Here is a 20,913-nt window from a genome sequence, read left to right on the forward strand (position 1 = left end):
TAGTCATGCCAATGCGCATCGATGGCATGCAGCACGGGGGCAGCGTCAGGCAGTTCACCGATCCAGTTGAACATGGCCGACAGTCCGCGTGCCGAGGTGTCACCCAACGGCAAGCCCAGCACGGCACGCACGTGATTCTCGAACTGACTGGTCAAGGCGCCTTCAATGGTCCAGTGACCGGAGTTGTGCACGCGCGGCGCCATCTCGTTGCCGAGCAACTCACCGTCTTTGACGAACAACTCAAGCGCGAACACCCCGACATAGTCCAGCTGCTCGGCCAAGGTCCGCGCCAGCTGGGTCGCGCGCTGCTGCAAGGCGTCGATATCCGGCGCCGGCGCCAGGCTTAGCGAGAGCACACCATCGGTATGCCAGTTCTGGGTTAGCGGCCAGGTGCGGAACTCACCATCACGGCCACGCACGGCAATCACCGACAGTTCGCGCTCAAACGGTACGAAGGCTTCAAGAATCAAACCATGCGCTGTCGCTTGCGCACCCAGTGCTGCCCAGGCAGCGTCCGCATCCGCAACCGCGCGAAGCCGGAACTGCCCTTTACCGTCATAACCGAGCCGCCGGGTTTTCAGAATCGCCGGAGCGCCGACAGTGGCCAAGGCATGATCGAGATCGGCGCGCGTATCCACCGCCATGAACTCGGGCGTGCGCAAACCGCACTGGCGGAACAAGGTTTTCTCAGCCAGCCGGTCTTGCGCTACCGCCAACGCACGCGGCGCGGGAAACACCGCGACCTTCTGCGCCAGGCGCTGAGCGGTCTCTGCCGGCACGTTCTCGAAATCAAAGGTGACCACATCGACCTGGGCCGCGAACTGCTCCAAGGCGGCGTAGTCGGTCCAGTCAGCCACGACCAGCGGGGCAACCTGGCCAGCACAGGCATCGGCAGCGTTATCCACTACCAGGGTCTTTACGCCCAAGGGGGCTGCGGCCCGCGCCAACATGCGGGCCAGCTGACCGCCACCAAGAATGCCCAACACCGGTTGACGACGCGCCGCACTCACGAGCGCGGGTCCGCATGATCGAGCACACTTTGCGTCTGGCGGGCACGATAGCCATCAACGGCCGCCGCAAGCACGGGGTCATGCAGGGCCAATACCGCGGCAGCCAGTAACCCCGCATTTACCGCGCCGGCACGGCCGATGGCCAAGGTGCCGACCGGGATACCAGCCGGCATCTGCGCGATGGATAGCAAGGAATCCATGCCATTCAAAGCCTTGGACTGCACCGGCACGCCAAACACCGGCAACCGGGTCTTGGCCGCCAGCATGCCCGGCAAATGCGCCGCGCCGCCGGCACCGGCAATGATGACCTGGAGACCGCGCCCAACCGATTCTTCCGCATAGCGAAACAGCAAATCCGGGGTGCGATGAGCGGATACCACCTGCACTTCGTGCGGCACACCCAGCTCGGTCAGCACGCTGGCGGCGTGCTCCATGGTTTCCCAGTCAGAGCGGGAGCCCATCACTACGCCGACAAGTGGCGTCCTGGCTGTCGAAGTCATGGTTCGGCCATCCAAAAACCGCTATTGTACGAACTTTCCGCGCCCCGGCACGATCTGCACCTTTTATGGACAAGCGTCTGCTCGACATCTTGTGCTGCCCCGTCAGCAAAACCCCGCTGCGACTGCTCAGCAAAACCGAACTCGATGCGCTGAACGCCGCCATCGGCGACGGCCAGGTTGACAGTGTGGCCGGCACGCAGATTCGTGAAAAGCTGACCGAGGCGCTCATCACCGTTGACCGCAAGGTGATCTACCGGGTCGACGATGGCATCCCGGTGATGCTGCCTGAAGAAGGCATCGGCACGACGCAATTGCAGAGCTTCCCCGCCACGGCATGAACTTGCGGGCGCCCGGCATGAGCATCATGCCAACCAGGGCATGACAATCGCCATAAGTTTCGCTTATCTTGCAGGGGTCTGGGGCAAGGACGACTCGCCCAGAATCCAGCATCATCGCGTAGCGGTAACACTTCAGGGGTGTGGCGATGAAAGACGCCAGTGAACCATCCAACATCGTAAGCCTTAGCCAGCGCCTGGACCCGTCCAGCGAGCGCGGTGGCGCGCTGTTGAATACCGTACGCGACATTGCGGCAAGACGCCTGCAATTGCTGATCAACGGCATGTTCGAGCATGTCGACGACGCGTTGTTCGACCTGGCCGAGAAGGCCGAGAACAATGCCGCGCAAATGCATTACTTCGACGGCATGCGCGAGGTGCGCAAGCGCCGGCCCGCCGTTGAACGCGGCTTTCTCAGCCTGGTGGCACGTGGCCTGGCCGATTTCGCCAACCACCAACGGCATGCGGCCGATAACGGGCTAGGCGCCCCCTTGCCCATCGGCAGCGTCGAGTTGTCCCTGGTCGCGGATAACGAGCTGGAAGAATCGCTAGCCATCACCAGCATGATCGGCAAGAACGAAACGCGTCTGACGCGGGATCTGTTTGCGGTCAACCAGCGCCTGTCGGTGATCTACGGCGGCATCAAGATCGACGACGCCAACAATCCGGTCGGCCCCGCCGCCCTCGCCCAGGCGTTCCGCCAGGCGATGCGCGAACTGAGCGCCGAGATGCGCGTCAAGCTCATCATCTACAAGCTGTTTGATCGTTATGTATTTGCCACGCTGGACGAGCTCTACCAAGAGATCAACGCGGAGCTGATCCGTGCCGGCGTACTGCCGCAACTGCGCCATGAGCTACCCCGCCAAGCCGGCCCGGCTCAGGCCGCCGCAGGCAGCCAAGAACAACAACACGCCGCCAACGAGCAGGCCGAAACTTTTCTTGCCGAAGACGGCGGTGCCGAGCTGCTGCAAACGCTACGCACTTTGTTCAGCGTGCGCCGTGGCCCGTCCGATGGCCGCATCGCGGCTGGCCCATTGCATGCGCCTAGCGCCAGCGAGTTGGTCAGCGCGCTTAGCGTGCTGCAAAGCCAGGCCGCCGAGGGCTTTCAGCCGTCGTCACTGCAAACTACGGACACCGTCGACCTTGCGCGCGAGGTTTTGCTGCTGAAAGAGCAGCTCTTGCTGCAGTTGGGCTCCCTGCGCGGCGAAAAACAAGGCCAAGTGGCTAACGTCGATGAGGACACCATCGACCTGGTCGGCATGTTGTTCGAGTTCATTCTCGAAGATCGCAACCTGCCCACCGAAATGCAGGTCATGCTGGCGCGGCTGCAAATTCCCTACCTCAAGGCCGCCATTCTCGACCGCAAGCTGTTCGCCCATCGCCAGCACCCCGCGCGCCGCCTACTCGATGGCCTGGCCGATGCGGCCAAGGGCTGGTCGGCGGAGTCCGATCGCGATCACCGCCTGCACGAGAAGGTGAAATCCATCGTCGATCGCCTGCTGCAAGACTTTGACGACGACCTGGGTATTTTCGAGCGCCTGAATACCGAGTTGCACGAGTTCCAGGACGGCACGCGCCGCCGCGCTGAACTGTCCGAACAGCGCGTCGCCGAATCCACCCGCGGCCGCGAAAAGCTTGAACAGGCGCGACGCCGCGCCGCCCGCGAAATTCTCAGCCGGGTCGGCGATCACTCGCTGCCTCCGCTGATCCATAGCATCCTCAGCCGCGCCTGGGCCAACTACCTGGTTCTCACCCTGCTGCGCCAAGGTGAAGAATCCAGCGAGTTCCGCGACGCGCTGCGTTTCATCAATGATTTCATCGCCAGCACCCGCCCCGCCCGCGAGCCTGAGGAGCGGCGCGTATTGCGGCAAATGCTGCCCGGCATCGAACGCTCGCTACGCCGCGGCCTGGCCAATGTGGCGTTCCAGGAAAGCGACGTCGAGCGCCTGCTGGCCCAGCTGCATACGTATTACCGGCACCAGCTTGGCGAGTCGGTACCCGAAGCCGAGGTACGGGCTATCGAAGAAGCCACCTCACTGCCGATACCCGAAAGCATCCAGCCGGTGATCAGCAGCGCACCCGAAGCCATCGAGCCCGAGCCCGATGCAGAAGATCCGTTGGAGAACAGCCCAGCGCTGGCGCAGGTACGCGAGTTGAAGCCGGGTCACTGGCTTGAATTCAGTGTCGACAATGCGTCGGTCGAGCGCGCCAAACTGTCCTGGATCAGCCCGATGAGCGGCCGCTATCTGTTCGTCAATCGACGCGGACTGAAAGTCGCCGACTACTCACCTTATGAGCTGGCTGCGGCGCTCACCGCAGGCACCGCGCGCAGTCTCGAATCCACCGCCCTGTTTGATCGTGCGCTGGACGCCATCGTCGGCCGTCTCAGTCAAACCGCCGCCGCAGCCGCAACACCACCACGCCCGACATGACGCCAGCACAAACACTTACCCCGCCCTCGCCCGAACAAATCCAGTCCGACATTGCACGCGCCTTTGCTGAAGATATCGGCAGCGGTGACGCCACCGCGCAATTGCTGCCGGCAGGCGCACGCGCACATGCCGCGCTCACCTGCCGCGAAGCCGCCGTTATCGCCGGCATCCCGTGGTTCGATGCATGCTTCCGCCAGCTCGACCCCAGCGTGCGCATCGACTGGCAGGTGAAAGACGGGGATCGGGTCGAGCCAGGCAGCATCATTTGCCGACTCGAAGGCGACGCTCGCGCGATGGTCAGTGCCGAACGTTCCGCGCTTAATTTTCTTCAGTTGTTGTCAGGTACTGCGACCATCACCGCGGCGCATGTAGCGGCGGTGGCTGATACACAGACACGCGTACTCGATACGCGCAAAACGCTACCCGGCCTGCGCTTGGCGCAAAAGTACGCGGTGCGCTGCGGCGGTGGCTATAACCACCGTATCGGCCTGTACGACGCCATTCTGGTCAAGGAAAACCACATCATCGCTGCGGGCGGCATCCAGCCGGCTGTGGAAGCTGCGCGACGACTGCACCCATCGCTGCTGCTAGAAGTCGAAGTCGAAAGCATCGACGAACTGGAGCAAGCGCTCGCCATCGGCGTCGACCGCATCATGTTGGATAACTTCACCCTGGCGAATATGCGCGAAGCCGTGCGCATTACCGCCGGCCGGGTGCCACTGGAAGTTTCCGGCGATGTCGACCTGACGACGATTGGCGAGATTGCCCACACTGGCGTGGATTTCGTCTCGATCGGCTCACTCACCAAGCACGTGCGCGCGGTGAATCTGTCGTTGCGTCTGCAATTAGACTAAACCGAACTTGCACCGCCCCCGTCGCGCCCACACACTGCGGGCATGGCCAAGCTTTCCGACCTGATCCTGCTGCTGGCGCTGATGGCCTTGGTTGGCCTTTGGCTAAAGCTCAATCGTGCGCGTGAGCTGGCCGTCAGCCAGGCCCGCGCGCAATGCCATCAGCATGGCCTGCAATTGCTCGATGAAAGCGTCGGGTTACGCAGCGTGCGCCTGCGCCGCATCGACGGTCATCGCGTGCTGGAACGCTGCTACGCCTTCGAAGTAAGCATCGACGGCGATGATCGCGAACCAGGACGCCTATGGATGGTTGGCAACGCGCTCACCGGACTCAGCCTGCCGACCATCGAGCTGCAATTGAAAGAGCCCGGTAAACAGCAGCCACCTACCCAGATCAGCAACGTCGTGCCATTGCGGCCACGACTGGGTAACGACAAGCAAAATCACTGATGCGATATACCGCCACTCAACCCTTTCGCGGAAAGGGTTGAGTCAAGGGCGGGCGATCTGCCATTGCAGCTAACCGCAACCTGTTTCGATGGCGGCGGCATCGGCAAACGACTAGCTCAGGCCCTATACCTCCGACTGACGCTACTTCACCACGCGCAGATGCGAGCCGCTGCGCTTCGGTTTGTCGCCATTGCCATCGCCGTCCGGCGCGGGTGGGGTGGAGTCGTCCGGGCTCGATGGCGAAGGTGGCGTATCGCCGCCCTCTTCCGCCGGAAACATCATGCCCTGCCCATTCTCTTGCGCGTACAACGCCAATACGGCGTGCACCGGAATATAAATCTGCTGACTGGTCCCAGAGAAGCGCGCCTGAAAGCTGATCCACTCATTGCTGAGGTCCAGATGGGCTACCGCGCGCATGGCCAGGTTGAGCACCACCTGACCGTTCTTCACGACCTGCGGCGGCACCCGCACCCCCTCGCGCGTGGCATCGACCAGCACATAGGGGGTGAGATTATTATCGGTGATCCAGTCATAGATCGCCCGCAACAGATACGGGCGATTGGAGGTCATCGAGGATGGTTCATCGGTCATGCTTGGGCCTGTTTATGTGCTCCAGGCGGCCCACGCCAGGAGTGGTTTGTGCACGCTACGCTGCAGGAGCCGGCGGCGACTACGGTTAAGTAAGACGCTGCACTGTGCAACCAGACACCGAGCCCTTCGGGGTAACGGCCCATTATGGCCGCATGGCTTTCTCTTCGGCCGTCATGCTGCGCGTAAAACCCTGGCTATGGAAGATGCGCTCGCCGTAATCGACGATCGGCTTGCCTTCCCGGCCCAGGTCCACCCCCAGCCAGGGCAGACGCCAGATCACCGGCGCCACCAGGCAATCGGCCAGGCTCATTTCCGGGTTGAGAAAAAACTTCGACGCCTTGAACAACGGCAACGAGGACAACAGCAGTTGCCGCAACCGCTTGCGCGCGGCATCGGCGGGACGGCCACCGGCGATAATCGTATCCATCTCGGTCAGCCAGTCGAGTTCGATGCGCACGGCCGCCAAGCGCAATCGCGCACGAGACAACGGATCGATGGGCATTAGCGGCGGATGCGGGTAGCGCTCGTCCAGATATTCACAGACCACCGCGGTGTCATACAAAGTGAGATCGCGATCCACCAGGGTCGGCGTGGTGCCGTAGGGGTTGAGATCGAGCAAGTCTTCCGGCGGCTTGTTCGGGTCGATCAGCAACCGCTCGTAACTCACACCCTTAGCCGCCAGTACCAGGCGGACGCGATGACATTGAATATCTTCGGCCGTGGTGTACAGGGTGAGTACGGTACGCGAACGAGCGCTTTGGACCATGCGCGGTCTCCCCATCGACTAGGCGTGCATGGCGACGCTAGGCCGCCATGCACCGACTATGGAGTGACGCCTTAGTGGACGTCCTTCCAATATTCCTTCTTCAACGTATAGGCCAACAAGGTAAAACCAGCCAGGAACAACAGCACCCAAATACCATAGCGCTGACGCTGCAATGCAGCCGGCTCAGCGGCATATTCGAGGAAGCTGGTGAGGTCGCGGGTCGCCTGCTTGAACTGCGCCGGAGTCAACTTACCCGGCTGGCTCAGTTCGAGCTTCTCCACGGCGTCCTTGTCATCGGCCTTCATTTCGGCCGTCTGCAGACCTTGTAGCTCCCACAGCGGATTCGGCATGGAGGCGTTGGCAAACACGGCGTTGTTCCAACCCACCGGACGGCTCGGGTCCAGGTAGAAGGAGTTGAGGTAACCGTAGACCCAGTCCGCGCCCTTGGCGCGCACTTCCAGCGACAAATCCGGCGGCGCCTTGCCGAAGAACTGCCTACCCGACGCCTCCGGCATATGCGAGATCACCGGATCACCGAACTTATCGCCGGTGAAGTTGAGATTGTCCATGACCTCTTTTTCGGACAACCCAAGATCCTCGGAGATACGCGAATAGCGAACGTATTTCAGCGAATGGCAACCGACGCAATAGTTGAAGAACAACTTGGCGCCACGCTGCAGCGACGCCTGGTCATTCACATTGGTCCCGGCCGAAGGCAGGCCGCCTTCTTCCGAGGCCATCGCCGACGTGGCGCCGACGAGAAGGCCAAACACCAGGGCGATCGAAGAAACGTACTTTTTCATCAAGAGCTGCCGCTTAGTCATGGTCATACACCACCCGATCCGGAACCGGCTTGGTTTTTTCCCAGCCGAAGCGGGTGTAAGCCCAGAGAAACACGAAGTAACCGAAGTACATCGCCGTCAACAGGCGCCCGACCAGGTTTTCCCAGAAGGTGCTGCTCGCCCAGAACGGGGAATCCTTCCAGAACGCTGCATTCGATAGCGGTGGCAGCATCGGGGTAAGGATTTCCTGCACCCATTCACCGACCACACCCGCACCCACCAGGGCCAGACCGATGAAAGAGAAGGCGAGCGCAAACAGGGCCACCTTGTAACCGGTGCCGCGGTAGCGCACCGAACGGACCTTGCCCTTATCGATCCACGGCAACACGAACAGCAACGCGATAGCGCCGAACATGCCCAGCACACCCCAGAACGCCGTACCGAAGAACGACGGGATCATGCGCAGAATCGCGTAGAACGGGGTGAAGTACCACGACGGCTTGATGTGCGTCGGGGTCACCAGGTTGTTCGCTGGAATGAAGTTGTCGTGCTCCAGGAACCAGCCACCGAATGTCGGCACGAAGAAGATGATGAAGGCCGCGATGGTCAGGAAGAAACCCACGCCAAACAGATCTTTCACCGTGTAGTACGGGTGAAACGGAATACCGTCGGCCGGCTTGTGGTCATCCCAACGATTGCCCTTGGGACCCTTCTTGATCTCGACGCCATCCGGATTGTTCGAGCCTACCTCGTGCAGTGCGGCGATATGCAACACCACCAGCAACAGCAGCACCAGCGGCAGGGCGATCACATGCAGCGCGAAGAAGCGGTTGATGGTCGCGTCCGCAGGCAGGAAATCACCCATGATCCATTCGACCAGCGAGTTACCGATAACCGGAATCGTGCCGAACAGCGAGATGATCACCTTGGCGCCCCAGAACGACATGTTGCCCCACGGCAACACATAGCCCATGAATGCCTCGGCCATCAGCACCAGGAAGATCAGCATGCCCAGCAGCCACACCAGCTCGCGCGGCTTGTGATACGAGCCGTACAGCAGGCCGCGGAACATGTGCAAAAACACCACCACGAAGAACAGCGAGGCACCGGTGGAGTGCATGTAGCGAATCAGCCAGCCCCACTCCACGTCACGCATGATGTATTCGACCGAGTTGAAGGCTTCCGCCGCACTCGGTTTGAAGTTCATGGTGAGGAAAATGCCGGTGACGATCTGGTTGACCAACACCACGATAGCCAGCGAACCGAAGTAGTACCAAAGATTGAAATTCTTCGGCGCGTAGTACTCGGTCATGTGCTTGCGGTACGCCGGCATCATGTTCGGCGCGCGCTCGTTGACCCAGTTACCGATGCTGCTAAATACGTTAGCCATCAGCCGGCCTCCTTCGGGTCCACGCCAATCTGGATATGCGTGTCATCCACGAAGTGATGCGGCGGCACCAGCAGATTCTTCGGCGCCGGAACGCCTTGATAGACGCGCCCGGCCATGTCGTAACGTGACTTGTGGCAAGGGCAATAGAAGCCACCCTTCCACTCAGGATCGAACGGCTCAGGCTTCATCACCGGGACAAAGTCCGGCACGCAACCCAGATGGGTGCACAGCCCGACCAGCACCAGCCACTCAGGCTTGATCGAACGCGCTTCGTTTTGCGCGTACTTCGGCTGCTGCTCTGCCGAGCCCGAATCTGACTTCGGATCGACCAGGCGGCCGTCCTGGCTCGGCAGCGCATCAAGCTGGGTCTTGCTGCGATTGACCACGAAAACCGGAAGGCTGCGCCAGGCAAATGTCACCATCTGGCCTGCCTCAATCTTGCTGATGTCGGCGGTATACGGGGCTCCGGCGGCTTTTGCACGCGCGCTTGGTTCCCACGATTTAATGAAGGGCACGACCGCCGCAACGACTCCTACACCACCAACCACGGCTGTGGTTGCTGTAAGGAAACGGCGGCGGCCATGATCGACGACTTCGTTCGCCATCAGGCTCTCCGGTACTTGCATGCCATTGAGATGCGTGCTTTCAAACCGTAGGCGTTTGCGAAGCTGATAGCTTCGTAAACGTCCGAGGAATCTAGACCCGCAAAAATTGCGTTAGTGTAGCGTCAGGGCCTGACTCGTACAATCAAACCCAGCCCGGCTCTTCCCATATGGGCCCTCACGTACTGCGAAGAAATATCCCCCGACATGAAACATGCCGCCGGCACGCTTGCCTTCATTGCCCGCTTCGTCGTCCTCGGGCTGGCGGCTGCCTTCGTCATCAGCCTGCTTTGGCCCGGCGTGGGCGACCGTTTGCGTAGCCACTTTGGCTTGCCCGCCCCACGTTCCGTCAGCTCGTCCTCTAGCGCGCCGGCCAGCCGCGCCGGCGATCCGGTGTCGTATGCTGACGCCGTAGCCCGCGCGGCACCCTCGGTGGTGAACATCTACGCCAATAAGCTGGTCACCGAGCAGGCCTTGCGGATGTATTCGGACCCGGTACTGCAACGGCTGTTCGGCGGCCAACCGGCCGGCCCGGCGTACAAGCGCCGCGAACAAAGCCTGGGCTCCGGCGTTATCGTCAGCAGCCAGGGCTACGTGCTGACCAACAACCACGTGATCGCCAACGCCGATGACATCCAGGTGCTGCTATACGATGGCCGCGTTGCCAAGGCCAAACTGATCGGCGCCGATATGGAAACCGATCTGGCCGTGCTGAAGATCGAGGCCAATAACCTGCCGGTGATCTCGATTGCCGATCAGCGGGCCACTCGCACCGGCGACGTGGCGCTGGCCATCGGCAACCCGCTCGGCCTCAATCAGACAGTAACCATGGGCATCGTCAGCGCCATCGGCCGCCAGCTCAGCAGCTCCAGCCCGGAAGACTTTATTCAAACCGATGCGGCGATCAACCCCGGCAACTCAGGCGGCGCCCTGGTCAATGCCTCGGGTGAATTAATCGGTATCAACACCTCACTGATCGGCAAGGCGGCCAACGCCGAAGGCATCGGCTTTGCCATTCCCGTGGGCAATGCCAAGAAAGTGCTCGACCAGTTGATCGAAAGCGGCCACGTGGTGCGTGGCTGGATGGGGGCCGACTACGCCTTCGTGCCGGTTGCCGCCGATAGCGGCCTGCCCGCGGCAGCGCGCGGCGCCCAGGTCACCGATGTCTACCCGGGGGGCCCGGCCGCCCAGGCAGGCATCCAGCTGCACGACATTCTGCTGCGCATCGGCCCCGATGACATCGTCGCGCCGGCGGACTTGCGCCGTCATGAGGCCGCCCTCAAACCGGGCAGCAAGATCGAAATCTCGGGCTTGCGTAACGGCGCCCCGTTCCATACCCAGGTGACCCTGACAGAACGCCCGCCACTGACACCCACCGCCCTGACCGATTAAAGGCAAATAGATGAAGCCTCACTGGGCCAATCATCTTGCTCTCAGCCACTCTTCCCCGGCAGCAGCACCGCCGCGGTAGCCACTGGCGGCTTGGTCACCGCGCCATAGCGCTTGCGCAGCTCACCTACACGCTCCACATAGACCTGCGTCTCGGCATACGGCGGCACCCCGTTATAACGAAGCACGGCATTGGCCCCGGCGTTGTACGCGGCAGCAGCCAGCCGCTCATCGCCATTGAAGTTTTTCAGCAGGAGCGCCAGATAGCGGGCGCCTCCCAGAATGTTCTGATCGGCATCGAAGGCATCGCGCACCCCCATATCCCCCGCCGTGGCCGGCATCAGCTGCATCAGCCCCTGCGCGCCCTTGATCGACAACGCTCGCGGATTGAAAGCGCTTTCGGCATGAATGATGGCGCGTAAAAAGGCTTCATCGACGCCAAATTGCACACTGGCGACACGGATCGTATCGGCATAGGCAGTGAGGTTGAGCGCCACACTGTTCCAATGGATCGGTGAGTGCAGATTGCAGGCCATGCAGGTCGATATATAACTAAACAGCATGGTCACCGCCCGCGCCGGCTGTCCGGCCGGCTGCAAGTTGGTGTATTCCACGCTGCCATCGGCGCGCACCACGCGGTAAACCGCGCCGCGCAACACGCGATCACCAGGCGAGGGTGCCGCATCCGCCGTTGCCGAACCGTCCTCCAACGCCTTCTTCGACTCGCTATAACTCCACTGCCCTGGCTTGACCGAAGGGTCGACAGCCGCCGGCGCCAATAGACGCGCCGTCGTTTCGACCGAGCCGGTGACCGCGCTCAAGGCCTGGGCAGCCGACAGCTCCGGCGGCAATAGCTGCGCCGTGGACTCAACCGATCCGTGGACACCGAGCACCGAGGCAATCGCGGCCACCACGGCGCGCGGCTGGCGTGGCGGCGCGACCTCGGCCGGGGCACTGAGCTTGTGACAGTCCTTATAGCTCGACGTATTGCTGCTAAACACCGCCTCGCCGTTACTACCGGTGCAGCGATACATGCCGCCGGCATGGGCCGGTGAATACCCCAGCAAACCGGCCAACAGCACGCAGCCACCGATCGCCCGGTACAGGCGTTGATTGCTTGCTTGGTTGACGGCGGCCGGCATGGCGGCAAGTGTGCCGTCAGCTACCCAGCAAGCCAAGCACACAACAGCCGTTTCGTGCGCCAACGCAAGCTTGTGCCTGCAGCAAAGGCCATAAATAGCCGCAAGTGCTTGATTCAGCGGATTCTGGCCGCTGGTAGCCACGAACTCAGGCGCGTAAACTACGCGGTTCGGCGCTACCCGCCGTTTCTGTCTTTAACTGGTACTAACGCCATGAGCGGCAAGCTTTTCATCAAGACCCACGGCTGCCAAATGAACGAGTACGACTCCGCCAAAATGGCTGACGTGCTCAAGGCCTCGCACGGCCTGGAATTGACTCAAGATGAGTCCGAAGCCGATGTCATCCTTATCAATACCTGCTCGATCCGCGAAAAAGCGCAAGAGAAGGTATTCAGCCAGCTGGGGCGCTGGAAAGAACACAAGCGCAGCGACAAGCCGGTGTTGATCGGCGTCGGCGGCTGTGTCGCCTCACAAGAAGGCGAGGCGATTCTCAAGCGCGCGCCTTACGTGGACTTGGTCTTCGGCCCGCAAACCTTGCACCGCCTGCCGGCGCTGATCGAAGCGCAGCGCAGCAGCGGCAAATCCCAGGTCGACATCAGCTTCCCCGAGATCGAGAAATTCGACCGCCTGCCAGAACCCCGCGCCGAAGGCCCGACCGCCTTCGTCTCGATCATGGAAGGCTGCTCCAAATACTGTTCGTACTGCGTGGTGCCCTACACCCGCGGCGAAGAAATCAGCCGCCCCTTTGACGACGTCATTGTCGAAGTCGCCCAGCTCGCCGCCCAAGGCGTGCGCGAGGTAAACCTGCTGGGGCAAAACGTCAACGCCTATCGCGGCCCGATGCACGACGGCGGCATCGCCGACCTCGCCGTGCTGATTCACGCGATTGCCCAGATCGAAGGCATCGGCCGCATTCGTTTCACCACCTCGCATCCGCTGGAGTTCTCCGACTCGCTGATCGAGGCTTATGCCAACGTGCCGCAACTGGCCAACTATCTGCACCTGCCGGTGCAAGCCGGCTCCGATCGCATTCTTGCCGCGATGAAACGCGGCTATACCGCGCTGGAGTTCAAGCAGAAAATTCGCAAGCTGCGCGCGGTGCGTCCCGACATCTGCGTCTCGTCGGATTTTATCGTCGGCTTCCCCGGCGAGACCGACGAAGACTTCGACAAAACCATGAAGCTGATCGACGACGTCGGCTTCGACCAGAGCTTCTCCTTTATCTTCTCGTCGCGCCCTGGCACACCGGCAGCGAATCTGGCCGACGATACGTCGGCGGCGGTCAAGCACGAACGTCTTTCGCGCCTGCAAGCCACGCTCAACGCTAACGCCAAAAAGATTAACGAAGCGATGCTCGGCACGGTGCAACGCGTACTGGTCGAAAAACCCAGCCGGCGTGACCCGAACGAACTCTCCGGCCGCACCGAAAACATGCGCTACGTAAACTTCACCGGCCACCGTCGCCTGATCGGCCAGTTCGTCGATGTACTGATTACCGACGCCATGAGCAATTCGCTGCGTGGCCGGCTGGTCGACGTCGACACCCAGGTGGCCTGAAGCCCGATGAGTGCCGGAACCCCTGACACAGACGGCATTCGCGTCACCCCTTATGAGCCCAGCCATCGCGAGGCGATCGCCCGCTTGATCCTGTCGATTCAGCGCGATGAGTTTGGCTTCGACATCACCCTGGAGCAGCAGCCGGATCTCAGCTCGATCCCGGCGTTCTACCAGCGCGGCGCCGGTAATTTCTGGGTGGCGCTCGCCGGTGACAGCGTCATCGGAACCATCGCCCTTACCGATATCGGCGCAAACCAGGTCGCGCTACGCAAGATGTTCGTTGCCGCCTCGCACCGTGGTGCCGAACTAGGTATCGCGGCGCGCTTGCTGGACGTTGCGCTGCGCTGGGCCAGCCAGCACGCGGTCAAAGGCGTGCTACTGGGTACCACCGAGAAATTCCGCGCCGCGCATCGCTTCTATGAAAAGCATGGTTTTACCCAAGTAGCGAAAACGACCCTGCCCTCGAGTTTTCCCTTGATGGCCGCCGACACCCGCTTCTATCGGCTTGATCTCGCCCAACCCACCCATGACTGACACCTTGGCCATCTACGAAATCGGCGCAAACGAATTCGAGCGCGCCTGGCCGATATTCCGTAGCGTGATTGCTGGCGGCGATACCTACAGCTACCCACCCGATCTGAGCCTGGAACAAGCTCGCGAGTGGTGGACGACGCCACCCAGCCGCTGCTTTATTGCCGAGCGCGACGCCGAGGTGTTGGGCTGCTACCTGCTTAGGCCCAATCAGCCAGGCCTCGGCAGCCATGTCGCCAATGCCGGCTATATGGTGTCGCCCATGGCCCGTGGCCAAGGCATCGCCTCGAAGATGTGCGAGCACTCGATGGAGCAGGCACGCCGCGCCGGCTTCACCGCGATGCAATTCAATTTTGTCGTATCGACCAACACCACGGCCGTGCGGCTATGGGAACACCACGGCTTTCAAATCGTCGGGCAAGTGCCCGGCGCATTTCGCCATGCCGAGCACAGCCCAACGGACGCCTATGTGATGCACCGGCACCTCTAAGAAACAACCACTGGCACAGGGATTTGCAATGAATAAAAATTTTGGAATGCTGCTTGGCCTTCTCGCGCTTAGCCTCTGCAATGCGCAAGCGGCAGAAGCACCCGCCACCGACCATGCCTATCAATGCAACGGCAGCGAAGCCGATTTCTCAGAAAAAAATAGCAATGCCATTCAAAGCGCCCTGACCGAAGCCTTGAACGACGCCTTTGGCAAAGACTGGGCAAGAAAAGGCACTGCCAAAGACATCCAGCATATTGATCCGAATAAGATGTCGAATATTGCGAAAGTATCTGGCTGCGCAGCCGTGGTCGATAGAACTTCATGCACCATGTTTTTTGATCCGGAGTTCAGCACTACGCTGGGCATCTTCACCATGCTTCCGACAACAAACCCGCTGCGTCGACAGTTCGATGCCGCCATCCATGCCCTGCCTGCGGGAAAGCAAAAAGATGCCGCCTTGTATTGCATGAGAATCGCTGAAAAGTAGGTCGCTCGATTAGCGCCAGGCACCACCCACCGCAAACTGAGGTCGGTCACCATGCCGCTGTCGGCACGAAGTGATGTCCCAAAACTCAGTCCAGCCGCTTGCGAAAACGCAGGATCGCAGCAGCCATCATCACCGCGATAAAGGCCAGCAGCGCCAGCACATCGACCCACATCTCCCCCAAACCGGCACCACGCAGCATCACCCCGCGAATCAAGCGCAGGAAATGTGTCAGCGGCAATACCTCGGCCAACCACTGCGCCACTTTCGGCATCCCGGCAAACGGAAACATAAAGCCCGATAGCAAGATCGATGGCAGGAAAATAAAGAACGCCATCTGCATCGCCTGGAACTGCGACTGCGCACGGGTGGAAATCAACAGCCCCAGCGTGAGGTTGGCGAGTATCAGCAAGCCTGCCGCCAGATACACGTCGAACAAACTGCCACTGATCGGCACCACAAACAGCCAGCGCCCCAGCGCCAGGATGACGCTGGTCTGCACCAACCCGATCGCGATATAGGGCAGCACCTTGCCGATCATCAATTCCGCACTGGTCAAAGGCGTGGCGATCAGCAACTCCATATTGCCGCGCTCGCGTTCGCGAACGATGGCAATGGCGGTGAACAGCACCATCGTCATAGTCAGAATGACCCCGATCAAGCCCGGCACGATATTCACCGCGGATCGCCGCTGCGGATTGTAGAAACCGACAATGCTGATCCGCCCCTCGACCGGGGTGCTAATCATCGGCGCACGCGAATCCGCTATCGAACTATCGATCGGTACCTGCGCCAACTGTACCGCTGCGCCTTGCACCGTGTTGTCGCCGCCATCGACGAGGATTTGCGCTACCGCACGACCATCGATGCGGCGCCGCTCAAAATCGGGCGGCACCACCACGCCGACACTGATGTCGCCACGGCGCAGCATGGCCATCAGCCCCTCCGGAGTGTCTGCTCTTGCCACTGGCGCAATCACCCCGGTCGCTAGCATGTCCATCACCAGCGCACGTGAACCGGCGGTATTGGCCTGGTCTGAAATGCCGGCCTCGAGTCCGCGCAAATTGGTATTGATCGCATAACCAAACAGCACCAGCTGGATCACCGGAATGCCTACAATCATGGCCAGTGTGATGCGGTCGCGACGCATCTGCCGCAGCTCTTTGATGACGATGGCCCAGAGACGCCGCCAGCTCATGCCATACGCTCCTGTTCACGGCTTTTCCGGGTCACCGCGACAAATACATCTTCCAGGTTCGGCTGCGCCGCTTGCACACTTGCCGGCTGCCCCGCCTTGCGCAGCATTTGCTGCAAATACTGCTGTGCGCCATCGGCAATCGGTTCATCGCCGGCATACGTCAACACGCGCAAGGTATTGCCGACCTGGGCCACGCCCAGCACGTTCGCGGCATCAACCAATGCGCGTTGTGCGCGCCGTGGTTCATCCGTCTCGATAATAAAAGTGTGGCCCGCCAGCTTGCGGGTGAGTTCGCCCGGGGTGCCATCCGCCACCAGAACCCCTTGATCGAGAATAGCCAGGCGATGACAGCGTTCGGCCTCATCCATCAGATGCGTCGAGACCAATAGCGTGGTGCCCGCATCGGCCAACTCGAACAGTTTTTCCCAGAAATCGCGGCGCGACTCGGGATCGACCGCACTGGTGGGCTCGTCGAGAAACAACAGCTCCGGCTCATGGATCACTGCGCAAGCCAAAGCAAGCCGCTGCTTCTGCCCCCCACTCATGGTGCCTGCTAACTGTTTCTGGCGATCGCTGAAATGATATTGCTCGATCAGCTCACCGACACGGCCAGCCGCACGCGCTCTTGGCACGCCCTGAATCTCGGCCATGAACTCCAGGTTTTCACGCACGGTGAGGTCTTCGAACAACGAGAACTTCTGCGTCATGTAACCGATGCGACGGCGCAACGCCTCGGCCTGCGCGGGGATATTCAAGCCCAACACATCGATATCGCCCGCACTAGGCGTCAACAAGCCACAAAGCATGCGAATCGTGGTGGACTTGCCCGAGCCATTCGGGCCGAGAAAGCCGTAAACATGTTTCCCTGGCACTTCGAGATCGACATGATCGACAGCAACCAATGCGCCAAACCGCTTGGTCAAACCACGCGCGCGAATCGCCACGCCATCGTTGCCCGCGCTCACGGTGCTGGCCCGACATACTCGACATACTCGACATACTCGACATGCACCGGCAACCCCGCCGGCAGGCTGGCCGCATCTGCCCCCAAGGCCACCTCGGCGATATAACTCAGGCGTGCGGCGTCTTCACCGATCAACGCGTAGTACGGGGTGAACTCCGGCTCGCTGCGAATCATGCTGTCGCCGACATGTACGTTCGCCCGCATCGGCTCCTGTACATAAATCCGCGCATACGGTGCATCGCCCGCCAGCATAATCAGCAAGGGCGCACCGACCGGGGCCTGATCCCCCAGCTTGTACGGAATACTGTCTATGCGCCCGGCACGCGGCGCGAGCACGTTCAACTTACCCAGCAGAACTTTCTGCGCCTCTGCCTGCGCAATTGCCGCGGCCAATGCTGCCTCAGCCTGGGCAAGCTGCTCAGGCCGCGTGCCATGCAGCAAGACATCCAGCGCAGCACGTGCGGCCGCCAGCTGCCCTTCGGCATTCCCGGCCGCAGCGCGTGCGTGATCAAGATCAGAGGCCGCCACATTATTGCCGTCGCCCAACGGAAGCAGGCGTTGGTAGTAGCTACGAGCATCGCGGGCCTGCGCCTGAATGGCCGCCAGATCCGCACGCGCCTTGGCAATATCCTCACCGCGTGGCCCTGCCCGCAGCTCGGCCAAGACCTCGCGCTGTTGCTGCGCCTGCGCCAACGCTGCCGCCAGCTGGGCCTGGGTGTGGGTCGGGTCCAAGGCCAATAGCGGTTGCCCAGCCTCGACCTGCTCGCCTTCGCGCACCGTCACCGCGACCACCCGCTCAGCGGCGGGCGCCGGCAAGCTAATGCGGTCGAACTCCAAGGTGCCTAAGGCGCGCGGAGGCTCTTTGCTACAGGCCGCAAGGCATCCCATGCAGACCACGAAGGGGAATAGAAAACGAGGGACCATGTTTGCGATGCTCGTCATGTTGATCCTCTGGGTAGGCCGGTTCGATTCAACCGGCGCCTACGCCGCCGCCAAGCAAAGCCAGGGTATGTCCAAGCAATTCATCCGAACCGAGATCGTCGGCAGCAAAGACCCGTCGCCAGATCGGCGCCCCCGCCGCGGGAAACAGGGTCAAGCCGACCAGCGAGACCACCAGTAATCGCGGATCAAGCCCCGGATTGAGATGCCCCGCTGCCTGCGCGGATGCGAAGCGCTGCGCCATAAGTTGCGGCAAGTTGGGTACTAGCTGGTCAAACAGCACCTCGCGCAGCTCGCCACCCTCACATAAAACCTCGCGCACCCATAACGAAGGCAGCCAGGGGTAAAGCGCCACCACGGCGCTGATGCCGCGCACGAAGTCAGCCACCAGCACGGCGGGATCGTCCCCGACCTGCGCCAGATGCTCACGCATCGGTACCAAGGCCGGTAGCAAACGCTCGTCGATCAACGCCTGTTTCAGCTGCGCCTTGTCGCCAAAGTAGTAATGCAGCATGGCCGGTGTAACCCCCGCATCCGTGGCGATAGCCCGCAACGAGGTCGCACCGATGCCATCGCGGGCAAACCGGGCAATGGCCATATCCAGCAGATGTCCACGCAGATCGCGGTCGTCGGCACTGGGCCGGCCGGCGCTGCGGCTGCGCGGCACCGTCGCCGCCTTGGATGCTTTCGTGCGCTTGCTGTGGGTTGTCATGCGCAAAAATTAATTAAACCATTAATTATTTGCAAGAGTTGCCTCGCACCGGACAACCCAAAAAGGGAACCCGGCCCCGCGGTCACCCCGCGTCATCTCGGTGTAGTGGCCCTGGCCGGCTTCACGCGCTACTCTCGCGCGCCTATGACCGACCTCAATCAGCGCGACTTTGCGCTCGACCCGCAAGACAACGCCCGCCTCGCCAGCCTGTGCGGCCCCTTTGACGAGCATCTGCGCCAGATCGAGCTGCGCCTGGGCGTGGAAATCGACCATCGCGGCCATCTGTTCAAGGTGATCGGCGAGGAGCTGGCCGCTCGCGCCACCGAAAAAGTGCTGCGCGCGCTCTACGCCGTCACCGAAAAAGAGGCCTTGACCGGCGCCAAGATCAACTTGCACCTGGCCGAATCCGGCATCGACGCGCTCACCAGCGATGCCGCGGAAGGTTCGCAAGAAGTCACCATCAAGGTGAAGCGCGGTGTCATCAAAGGCCGCGGCCCGAATCAGGCGCGCTACCTGCATGCCATCACCACCCACGACATCAGCTTTGGCGTCGGCCCCGCCGGCACCGGCAAGACCTATCTGGCGGTGGCCAGTGCGGTCGAGGCGCTGGAGGCCAACCGCGTGCAGCGGCTGCTACTGGTTCGCCCGGCGGTAGAGGCCGGAGAAAAGCTGGGCTTCCTGCCCGGCGACTTGTCGCAAAAGGTCGACCCTTACCTGCGCCCGCTTTACGACGCGCTGTACGAAATGCTCGGCTTCGAACGCGTCGCCAAGCTGATCGAGCGCAACGTCATCGAGATCGCTCCGCTGGCTTATATGCGCGGACGCACCCTCAACGACTCCTACGTCATTCTTGACGAGGCGCAGAACACCACCGTCGAACAAATGAAGATGTTCCTCACCCGCATCGGTTTTGGCTCGGTTGCGGTGATTACCGGCGACGTCAGCCAGATCGATCTGCCGCGCCATGTCCGCTCCGGCCTACGTCATGCGGTAGAGGTGCTGCGCGGCGTCGACGGCATCAGCTTCACCTTCTTCACCTCACGCGACGTGGTGCGTCACCCACTGGTGGCGAAGATTGTGCGTGCCTATGAAGCCTTTGAGGACGCCGCCGAAAGCCGTGAATCGGGCTCAGGAAATGGAAACAATCCAGGCAAGACGAACTTAAGCGCATGACACGTCCGGCAGCAGCCAGCGCCCTGCCCAGCCCGATCGTTCATGTCGGCTATGCCGTGCCCCGCGCCGGGCTACCGGCAGCAGCCAGCTTTCGTCGCTGGGTCGAGGCCGCTTTACGCGGCGCCAAGCGGCACAAGCTGGCCGAACTATCCATCCGCATCGTCGACGCCAGCGAGGGGCAGGCGCTCAATCGCGACTATCGCGACAAAAACTATCCCACCAATGTGCTGTCCTTTCCGGCTGAGCTGCCACCCGGCATGCGCCTGCCCTTGATCGGCGACCTGGCCATTTGCGCCCCCGTCGTCGCCCGCGAAGCGGCGGAGCAAGGCAAGCCGGCACGGGATCACTGGGCGCACTTGACCGTGCACGGGGTACTGCACCTGCTCGGCTACGACCACCTGGAACCGACCGAGGCCGAAGCCATGGAGGCGCTGGAAACCAGGATCCTGGCCGGCCTGGGCATCGCCGACCCTTACGCCTGACAGCTGCCCGGACACGCCTCTTGCCCATGGCAAAGGGGCCGCAACCGGGAGAACCTTGCATTCATACCTAATCCCAGCGGCGTTACCCGGCGCAGGCTTGTGCTCTGAATCGTCACGAATTTTCCGCTAGACTGCCTCCTCCGCCC

23 protein-coding genes are annotated in these 20,913 nt (G+C 61.6%); 11 read left to right on the plus strand and 12 right to left on the minus strand.

Going from position 1 to position 20,913, the window contains the following annotated elements; translation table 11 throughout:
• Both OUZ52_RS14085 and purE read right to left on the minus strand, forming a co-directional pair.
• The coding region (locus tag OUZ52_RS14085; RefSeq protein ID WP_266159089.1) for a 5-(carboxyamino)imidazole ribonucleotide synthase at positions 1-950 on the minus strand (950 nt) is incomplete at its 3' end.
• 56 nt (positions 951-1,006) lie between these two features.
• On the minus strand, positions 1,007-1,510 hold the full coding sequence (gene purE / locus OUZ52_RS14090; protein WP_266159052.1) for a 5-(carboxyamino)imidazole ribonucleotide mutase: 504 nt from the start codon (positions 1,508-1,510) through the stop codon (positions 1,007-1,009).
• 65 nt (positions 1,511-1,575) lie between these two features.
• Here purE and OUZ52_RS14095 point away from each other — a divergent pair, with 65 nt between their 5' ends.
• The 4 genes from OUZ52_RS14095 to OUZ52_RS14110 all read left to right on the plus strand — a co-directional run bounded on the left by OUZ52_RS14095 (position 1,576) and on the right by OUZ52_RS14110 (position 5,578).
• A complete protein-coding gene (locus OUZ52_RS14095; protein WP_266159053.1) occupies positions 1,576-1,848 on the plus strand; it encodes a Trm112 family protein in 273 nt (90 codons plus the stop codon).
• Between the two features lie 146 nt (positions 1,849-1,994).
• Positions 1,995-4,277, plus strand: a complete 2,283-nt coding sequence (locus OUZ52_RS14100) for a DUF1631 domain-containing protein (RefSeq protein ID WP_266159054.1) — start codon at positions 1,995-1,997, stop codon at positions 4,275-4,277.
• The gene (nadC, locus tag OUZ52_RS14105) at positions 4,274-5,131 is read left to right on the plus strand and encodes a carboxylating nicotinate-nucleotide diphosphorylase (RefSeq protein ID WP_266159055.1); all 858 of its coding nucleotides are present in this window, start codon (positions 4,274-4,276) and stop codon (positions 5,129-5,131) included. The genes OUZ52_RS14100 and nadC overlap by 4 nt, the downstream gene beginning before the upstream one ends.
• Before the next feature lie 42 nt (positions 5,132-5,173).
• The gene (locus OUZ52_RS14110; protein ID WP_266159056.1) at positions 5,174-5,578 is read left to right on the plus strand and encodes a DUF3301 domain-containing protein; all 405 of its coding nucleotides are present in this window, start codon (positions 5,174-5,176) and stop codon (positions 5,576-5,578) included.
• A 141-nt stretch (positions 5,579-5,719) separates the two neighbouring features.
• On the opposite strand, the gene OUZ52_RS14115 is transcribed toward OUZ52_RS14110, so the two are convergent.
• From OUZ52_RS14115 to petA, 5 genes are all read right to left on the minus strand, one after another.
• Positions 5,720-6,148, minus strand: a complete 429-nt coding sequence (locus OUZ52_RS14115; RefSeq protein ID WP_425493850.1) for a ClpXP protease specificity-enhancing factor — start codon at positions 6,146-6,148, stop codon at positions 5,720-5,722.
• Between the two features lie 163 nt (positions 6,149-6,311).
• Entirely contained in the window at positions 6,312-6,935 is a 624-nt protein-coding gene (locus OUZ52_RS14120) for a glutathione S-transferase N-terminal domain-containing protein (protein ID WP_266159058.1), read from the minus strand.
• Positions 6,936-7,006: 71 nt separating this feature from the next.
• On the minus strand, positions 7,007-7,759 hold the full coding sequence (locus OUZ52_RS14125) for a cytochrome c1 (RefSeq protein WP_425493849.1): 753 nt from the start codon (positions 7,757-7,759) through the stop codon (positions 7,007-7,009).
• Positions 7,752-9,107, minus strand: a complete 1,356-nt coding sequence (locus OUZ52_RS14130) for a cytochrome b (protein WP_266159060.1) — start codon at positions 9,105-9,107, stop codon at positions 7,752-7,754. The genes OUZ52_RS14125 and OUZ52_RS14130 overlap by 8 nt, the downstream gene beginning before the upstream one ends.
• The gene (petA, locus tag OUZ52_RS14135) at positions 9,107-9,712 is read right to left on the minus strand and encodes a ubiquinol-cytochrome c reductase iron-sulfur subunit (RefSeq protein ID WP_266159062.1); all 606 of its coding nucleotides are present in this window, start codon (positions 9,710-9,712) and stop codon (positions 9,107-9,109) included. The genes OUZ52_RS14130 and petA overlap by 1 nt, the downstream gene beginning before the upstream one ends.
• A 204-nt stretch (positions 9,713-9,916) precedes the next feature.
• On the opposite strand from petA, the gene OUZ52_RS14140 reads away from it, so the two are divergent.
• Positions 9,917-11,101 (plus strand): S1C family serine protease, encoded by a 1,185-nt coding sequence (locus OUZ52_RS14140; protein WP_266159064.1) that lies wholly within the window; start codon positions 9,917-9,919, stop codon positions 11,099-11,101.
• A 41-nt stretch (positions 11,102-11,142) separates the two neighbouring features.
• Here OUZ52_RS14140 and OUZ52_RS14145 read toward each other — a convergent pair whose 3' ends face one another.
• Positions 11,143-12,240 carry a lytic transglycosylase domain-containing protein gene (locus OUZ52_RS14145; protein WP_266159066.1) on the minus strand — a complete coding sequence of 366 codons (1,098 nt, stop codon included), beginning with the start codon at positions 12,238-12,240 and terminating at the stop codon, positions 11,143-11,145.
• A 210-nt stretch (positions 12,241-12,450) separates the two neighbouring features.
• Here OUZ52_RS14145 and miaB point away from each other — a divergent pair, with 210 nt between their 5' ends.
• From miaB to OUZ52_RS14165, 4 genes are read left to right on the plus strand one after another with little or no spacing between them, the layout of a single operon-like run.
• Positions 12,451-13,794 carry a tRNA (N6-isopentenyl adenosine(37)-C2)-methylthiotransferase MiaB gene (gene miaB / locus OUZ52_RS14150; protein WP_266159069.1) on the plus strand — a complete coding sequence of 448 codons (1,344 nt, stop codon included), beginning with the start codon at positions 12,451-12,453 and terminating at the stop codon, positions 13,792-13,794.
• 6 nt (positions 13,795-13,800) lie between these two features.
• Positions 13,801-14,328 (plus strand): GNAT family N-acetyltransferase, encoded by a 528-nt coding sequence (locus OUZ52_RS14155; RefSeq protein ID WP_266159070.1) that lies wholly within the window; start codon positions 13,801-13,803, stop codon positions 14,326-14,328.
• On the plus strand, positions 14,321-14,815 hold the full coding sequence (locus tag OUZ52_RS14160) for a GNAT family N-acetyltransferase (protein WP_266159072.1): 495 nt from the start codon (positions 14,321-14,323) through the stop codon (positions 14,813-14,815). The genes OUZ52_RS14155 and OUZ52_RS14160 overlap by 8 nt, the downstream gene beginning before the upstream one ends.
• Positions 14,816-14,843: 28 nt before the next feature.
• The gene (locus tag OUZ52_RS14165) at positions 14,844-15,302 is read left to right on the plus strand and encodes a hypothetical protein (RefSeq protein ID WP_266159075.1); all 459 of its coding nucleotides are present in this window, start codon (positions 14,844-14,846) and stop codon (positions 15,300-15,302) included.
• Between the two features lie 85 nt (positions 15,303-15,387).
• Here the strand turns inward: OUZ52_RS14165 and OUZ52_RS14170 are convergent, their stop codons facing one another.
• From OUZ52_RS14170 to OUZ52_RS14185, 4 genes are read right to left on the minus strand one after another with little or no spacing between them, the layout of a single operon-like run.
• Positions 15,388-16,497, minus strand: coding sequence for an ABC transporter permease (locus OUZ52_RS14170; RefSeq protein ID WP_266159077.1), 1,110 nt, complete (start codon positions 16,495-16,497; stop codon positions 15,388-15,390).
• Positions 16,494-17,435, minus strand: a complete 942-nt coding sequence (locus OUZ52_RS14175) for an ABC transporter ATP-binding protein (protein WP_266159094.1) — start codon at positions 17,433-17,435, stop codon at positions 16,494-16,496. Before OUZ52_RS14175 ends, OUZ52_RS14170 begins: the two co-directional genes overlap by 4 nt.
• 23 nt (positions 17,436-17,458) lie before the next feature.
• Complete coding sequence (locus OUZ52_RS14180) at positions 17,459-18,385, minus strand: HlyD family secretion protein (protein WP_425493851.1); 927 nt, start codon at positions 18,383-18,385, stop codon at positions 17,459-17,461.
• A 46-nt stretch (positions 18,386-18,431) separates the two neighbouring features.
• Entirely contained in the window at positions 18,432-19,112 is a 681-nt protein-coding gene (locus OUZ52_RS14185) for a TetR/AcrR family transcriptional regulator (RefSeq protein WP_266159081.1), read from the minus strand.
• A gap of 144 nt (positions 19,113-19,256) precedes the next feature.
• On the opposite strand from OUZ52_RS14185, the gene OUZ52_RS14190 reads away from it, so the two are divergent.
• Together OUZ52_RS14190 and ybeY are read left to right on the plus strand one after the other, a co-directional pair.
• A complete protein-coding gene (locus OUZ52_RS14190; protein ID WP_266159082.1) occupies positions 19,257-20,285 on the plus strand; it encodes a PhoH family protein in 1,029 nt (342 codons plus the stop codon).
• Positions 20,282-20,767: an rRNA maturation RNase YbeY gene (gene ybeY / locus OUZ52_RS14195; protein ID WP_266159083.1), complete on the plus strand. Its 486-nt coding sequence runs from the start codon at positions 20,282-20,284 to the stop codon at positions 20,765-20,767. The genes OUZ52_RS14190 and ybeY overlap by 4 nt, the downstream gene beginning before the upstream one ends.
• Positions 20,768-20,913: the final 146 nt, after the last annotated feature.

Origin of the sequence: Dyella silvatica, from assembly GCF_026283955.1 — a bacterium.
In the GTDB taxonomy this organism is placed as follows: Bacteria; Pseudomonadota; Gammaproteobacteria; order Xanthomonadales; family Rhodanobacteraceae; genus Dyella_C; species Dyella_C silvatica.

Coding starts and splice junctions, on each gene's coding strand:
- purE (WP_266159052.1), bottom strand. CDS start 1,510: ATGACTTCGACAGCCAGGACGCCACTTGTCGGCGTAGTGATGGGCTCC.
- OUZ52_RS14095 (WP_266159053.1), top strand. CDS start 1,576: ATGGACAAGCGTCTGCTCGACATCTTGTGCTGCCCCGTCAGCAAAACC.
- OUZ52_RS14100 (WP_266159054.1), top strand. CDS start 1,995: ATGAAAGACGCCAGTGAACCATCCAACATCGTAAGCCTTAGCCAGCGC.
- nadC (WP_266159055.1), top strand. CDS start 4,274: ATGACGCCAGCACAAACACTTACCCCGCCCTCGCCCGAACAAATCCAG.
- OUZ52_RS14110 (WP_266159056.1), top strand. CDS start 5,174: ATGGCCAAGCTTTCCGACCTGATCCTGCTGCTGGCGCTGATGGCCTTG.
- OUZ52_RS14115 (WP_425493850.1), bottom strand. CDS start 6,148: ATGACCTCCAATCGCCCGTATCTGTTGCGGGCGATCTATGACTGGATC.
- OUZ52_RS14120 (WP_266159058.1), bottom strand. CDS start 6,935: ATGGTCCAAAGCGCTCGTTCGCGTACCGTACTCACCCTGTACACCACG.
- OUZ52_RS14125 (WP_425493849.1), bottom strand. CDS start 7,759: ATGACTAAGCGGCAGCTCTTGATGAAAAAGTACGTTTCTTCGATCGCC.
- OUZ52_RS14130 (WP_266159060.1), bottom strand. CDS start 9,107: ATGGCTAACGTATTTAGCAGCATCGGTAACTGGGTCAACGAGCGCGCG.
- petA (WP_266159062.1), bottom strand. CDS start 9,712: ATGGCGAACGAAGTCGTCGATCATGGCCGCCGCCGTTTCCTTACAGCA.
- OUZ52_RS14140 (WP_266159064.1), top strand. CDS start 9,917: ATGAAACATGCCGCCGGCACGCTTGCCTTCATTGCCCGCTTCGTCGTC.
- OUZ52_RS14145 (WP_266159066.1), bottom strand. CDS start 12,240: ATGCCGGCCGCCGTCAACCAAGCAAGCAATCAACGCCTGTACCGGGCG.
- miaB (WP_266159069.1), top strand. CDS start 12,451: ATGAGCGGCAAGCTTTTCATCAAGACCCACGGCTGCCAAATGAACGAG.
- OUZ52_RS14155 (WP_266159070.1), top strand. CDS start 13,801: ATGAGTGCCGGAACCCCTGACACAGACGGCATTCGCGTCACCCCTTAT.
- OUZ52_RS14160 (WP_266159072.1), top strand. CDS start 14,321: ATGACTGACACCTTGGCCATCTACGAAATCGGCGCAAACGAATTCGAG.
- OUZ52_RS14165 (WP_266159075.1), top strand. CDS start 14,844: ATGAATAAAAATTTTGGAATGCTGCTTGGCCTTCTCGCGCTTAGCCTC.
- OUZ52_RS14170 (WP_266159077.1), bottom strand. CDS start 16,497: ATGAGCTGGCGGCGTCTCTGGGCCATCGTCATCAAAGAGCTGCGGCAG.
- OUZ52_RS14180 (WP_425493851.1), bottom strand. CDS start 18,385: ATGGTCCCTCGTTTTCTATTCCCCTTCGTGGTCTGCATGGGATGCCTT.
- OUZ52_RS14185 (WP_266159081.1), bottom strand. CDS start 19,112: ATGACAACCCACAGCAAGCGCACGAAAGCATCCAAGGCGGCGACGGTG.
- OUZ52_RS14190 (WP_266159082.1), top strand. CDS start 19,257: ATGACCGACCTCAATCAGCGCGACTTTGCGCTCGACCCGCAAGACAAC.
- ybeY (WP_266159083.1), top strand. CDS start 20,282: ATGACACGTCCGGCAGCAGCCAGCGCCCTGCCCAGCCCGATCGTTCAT.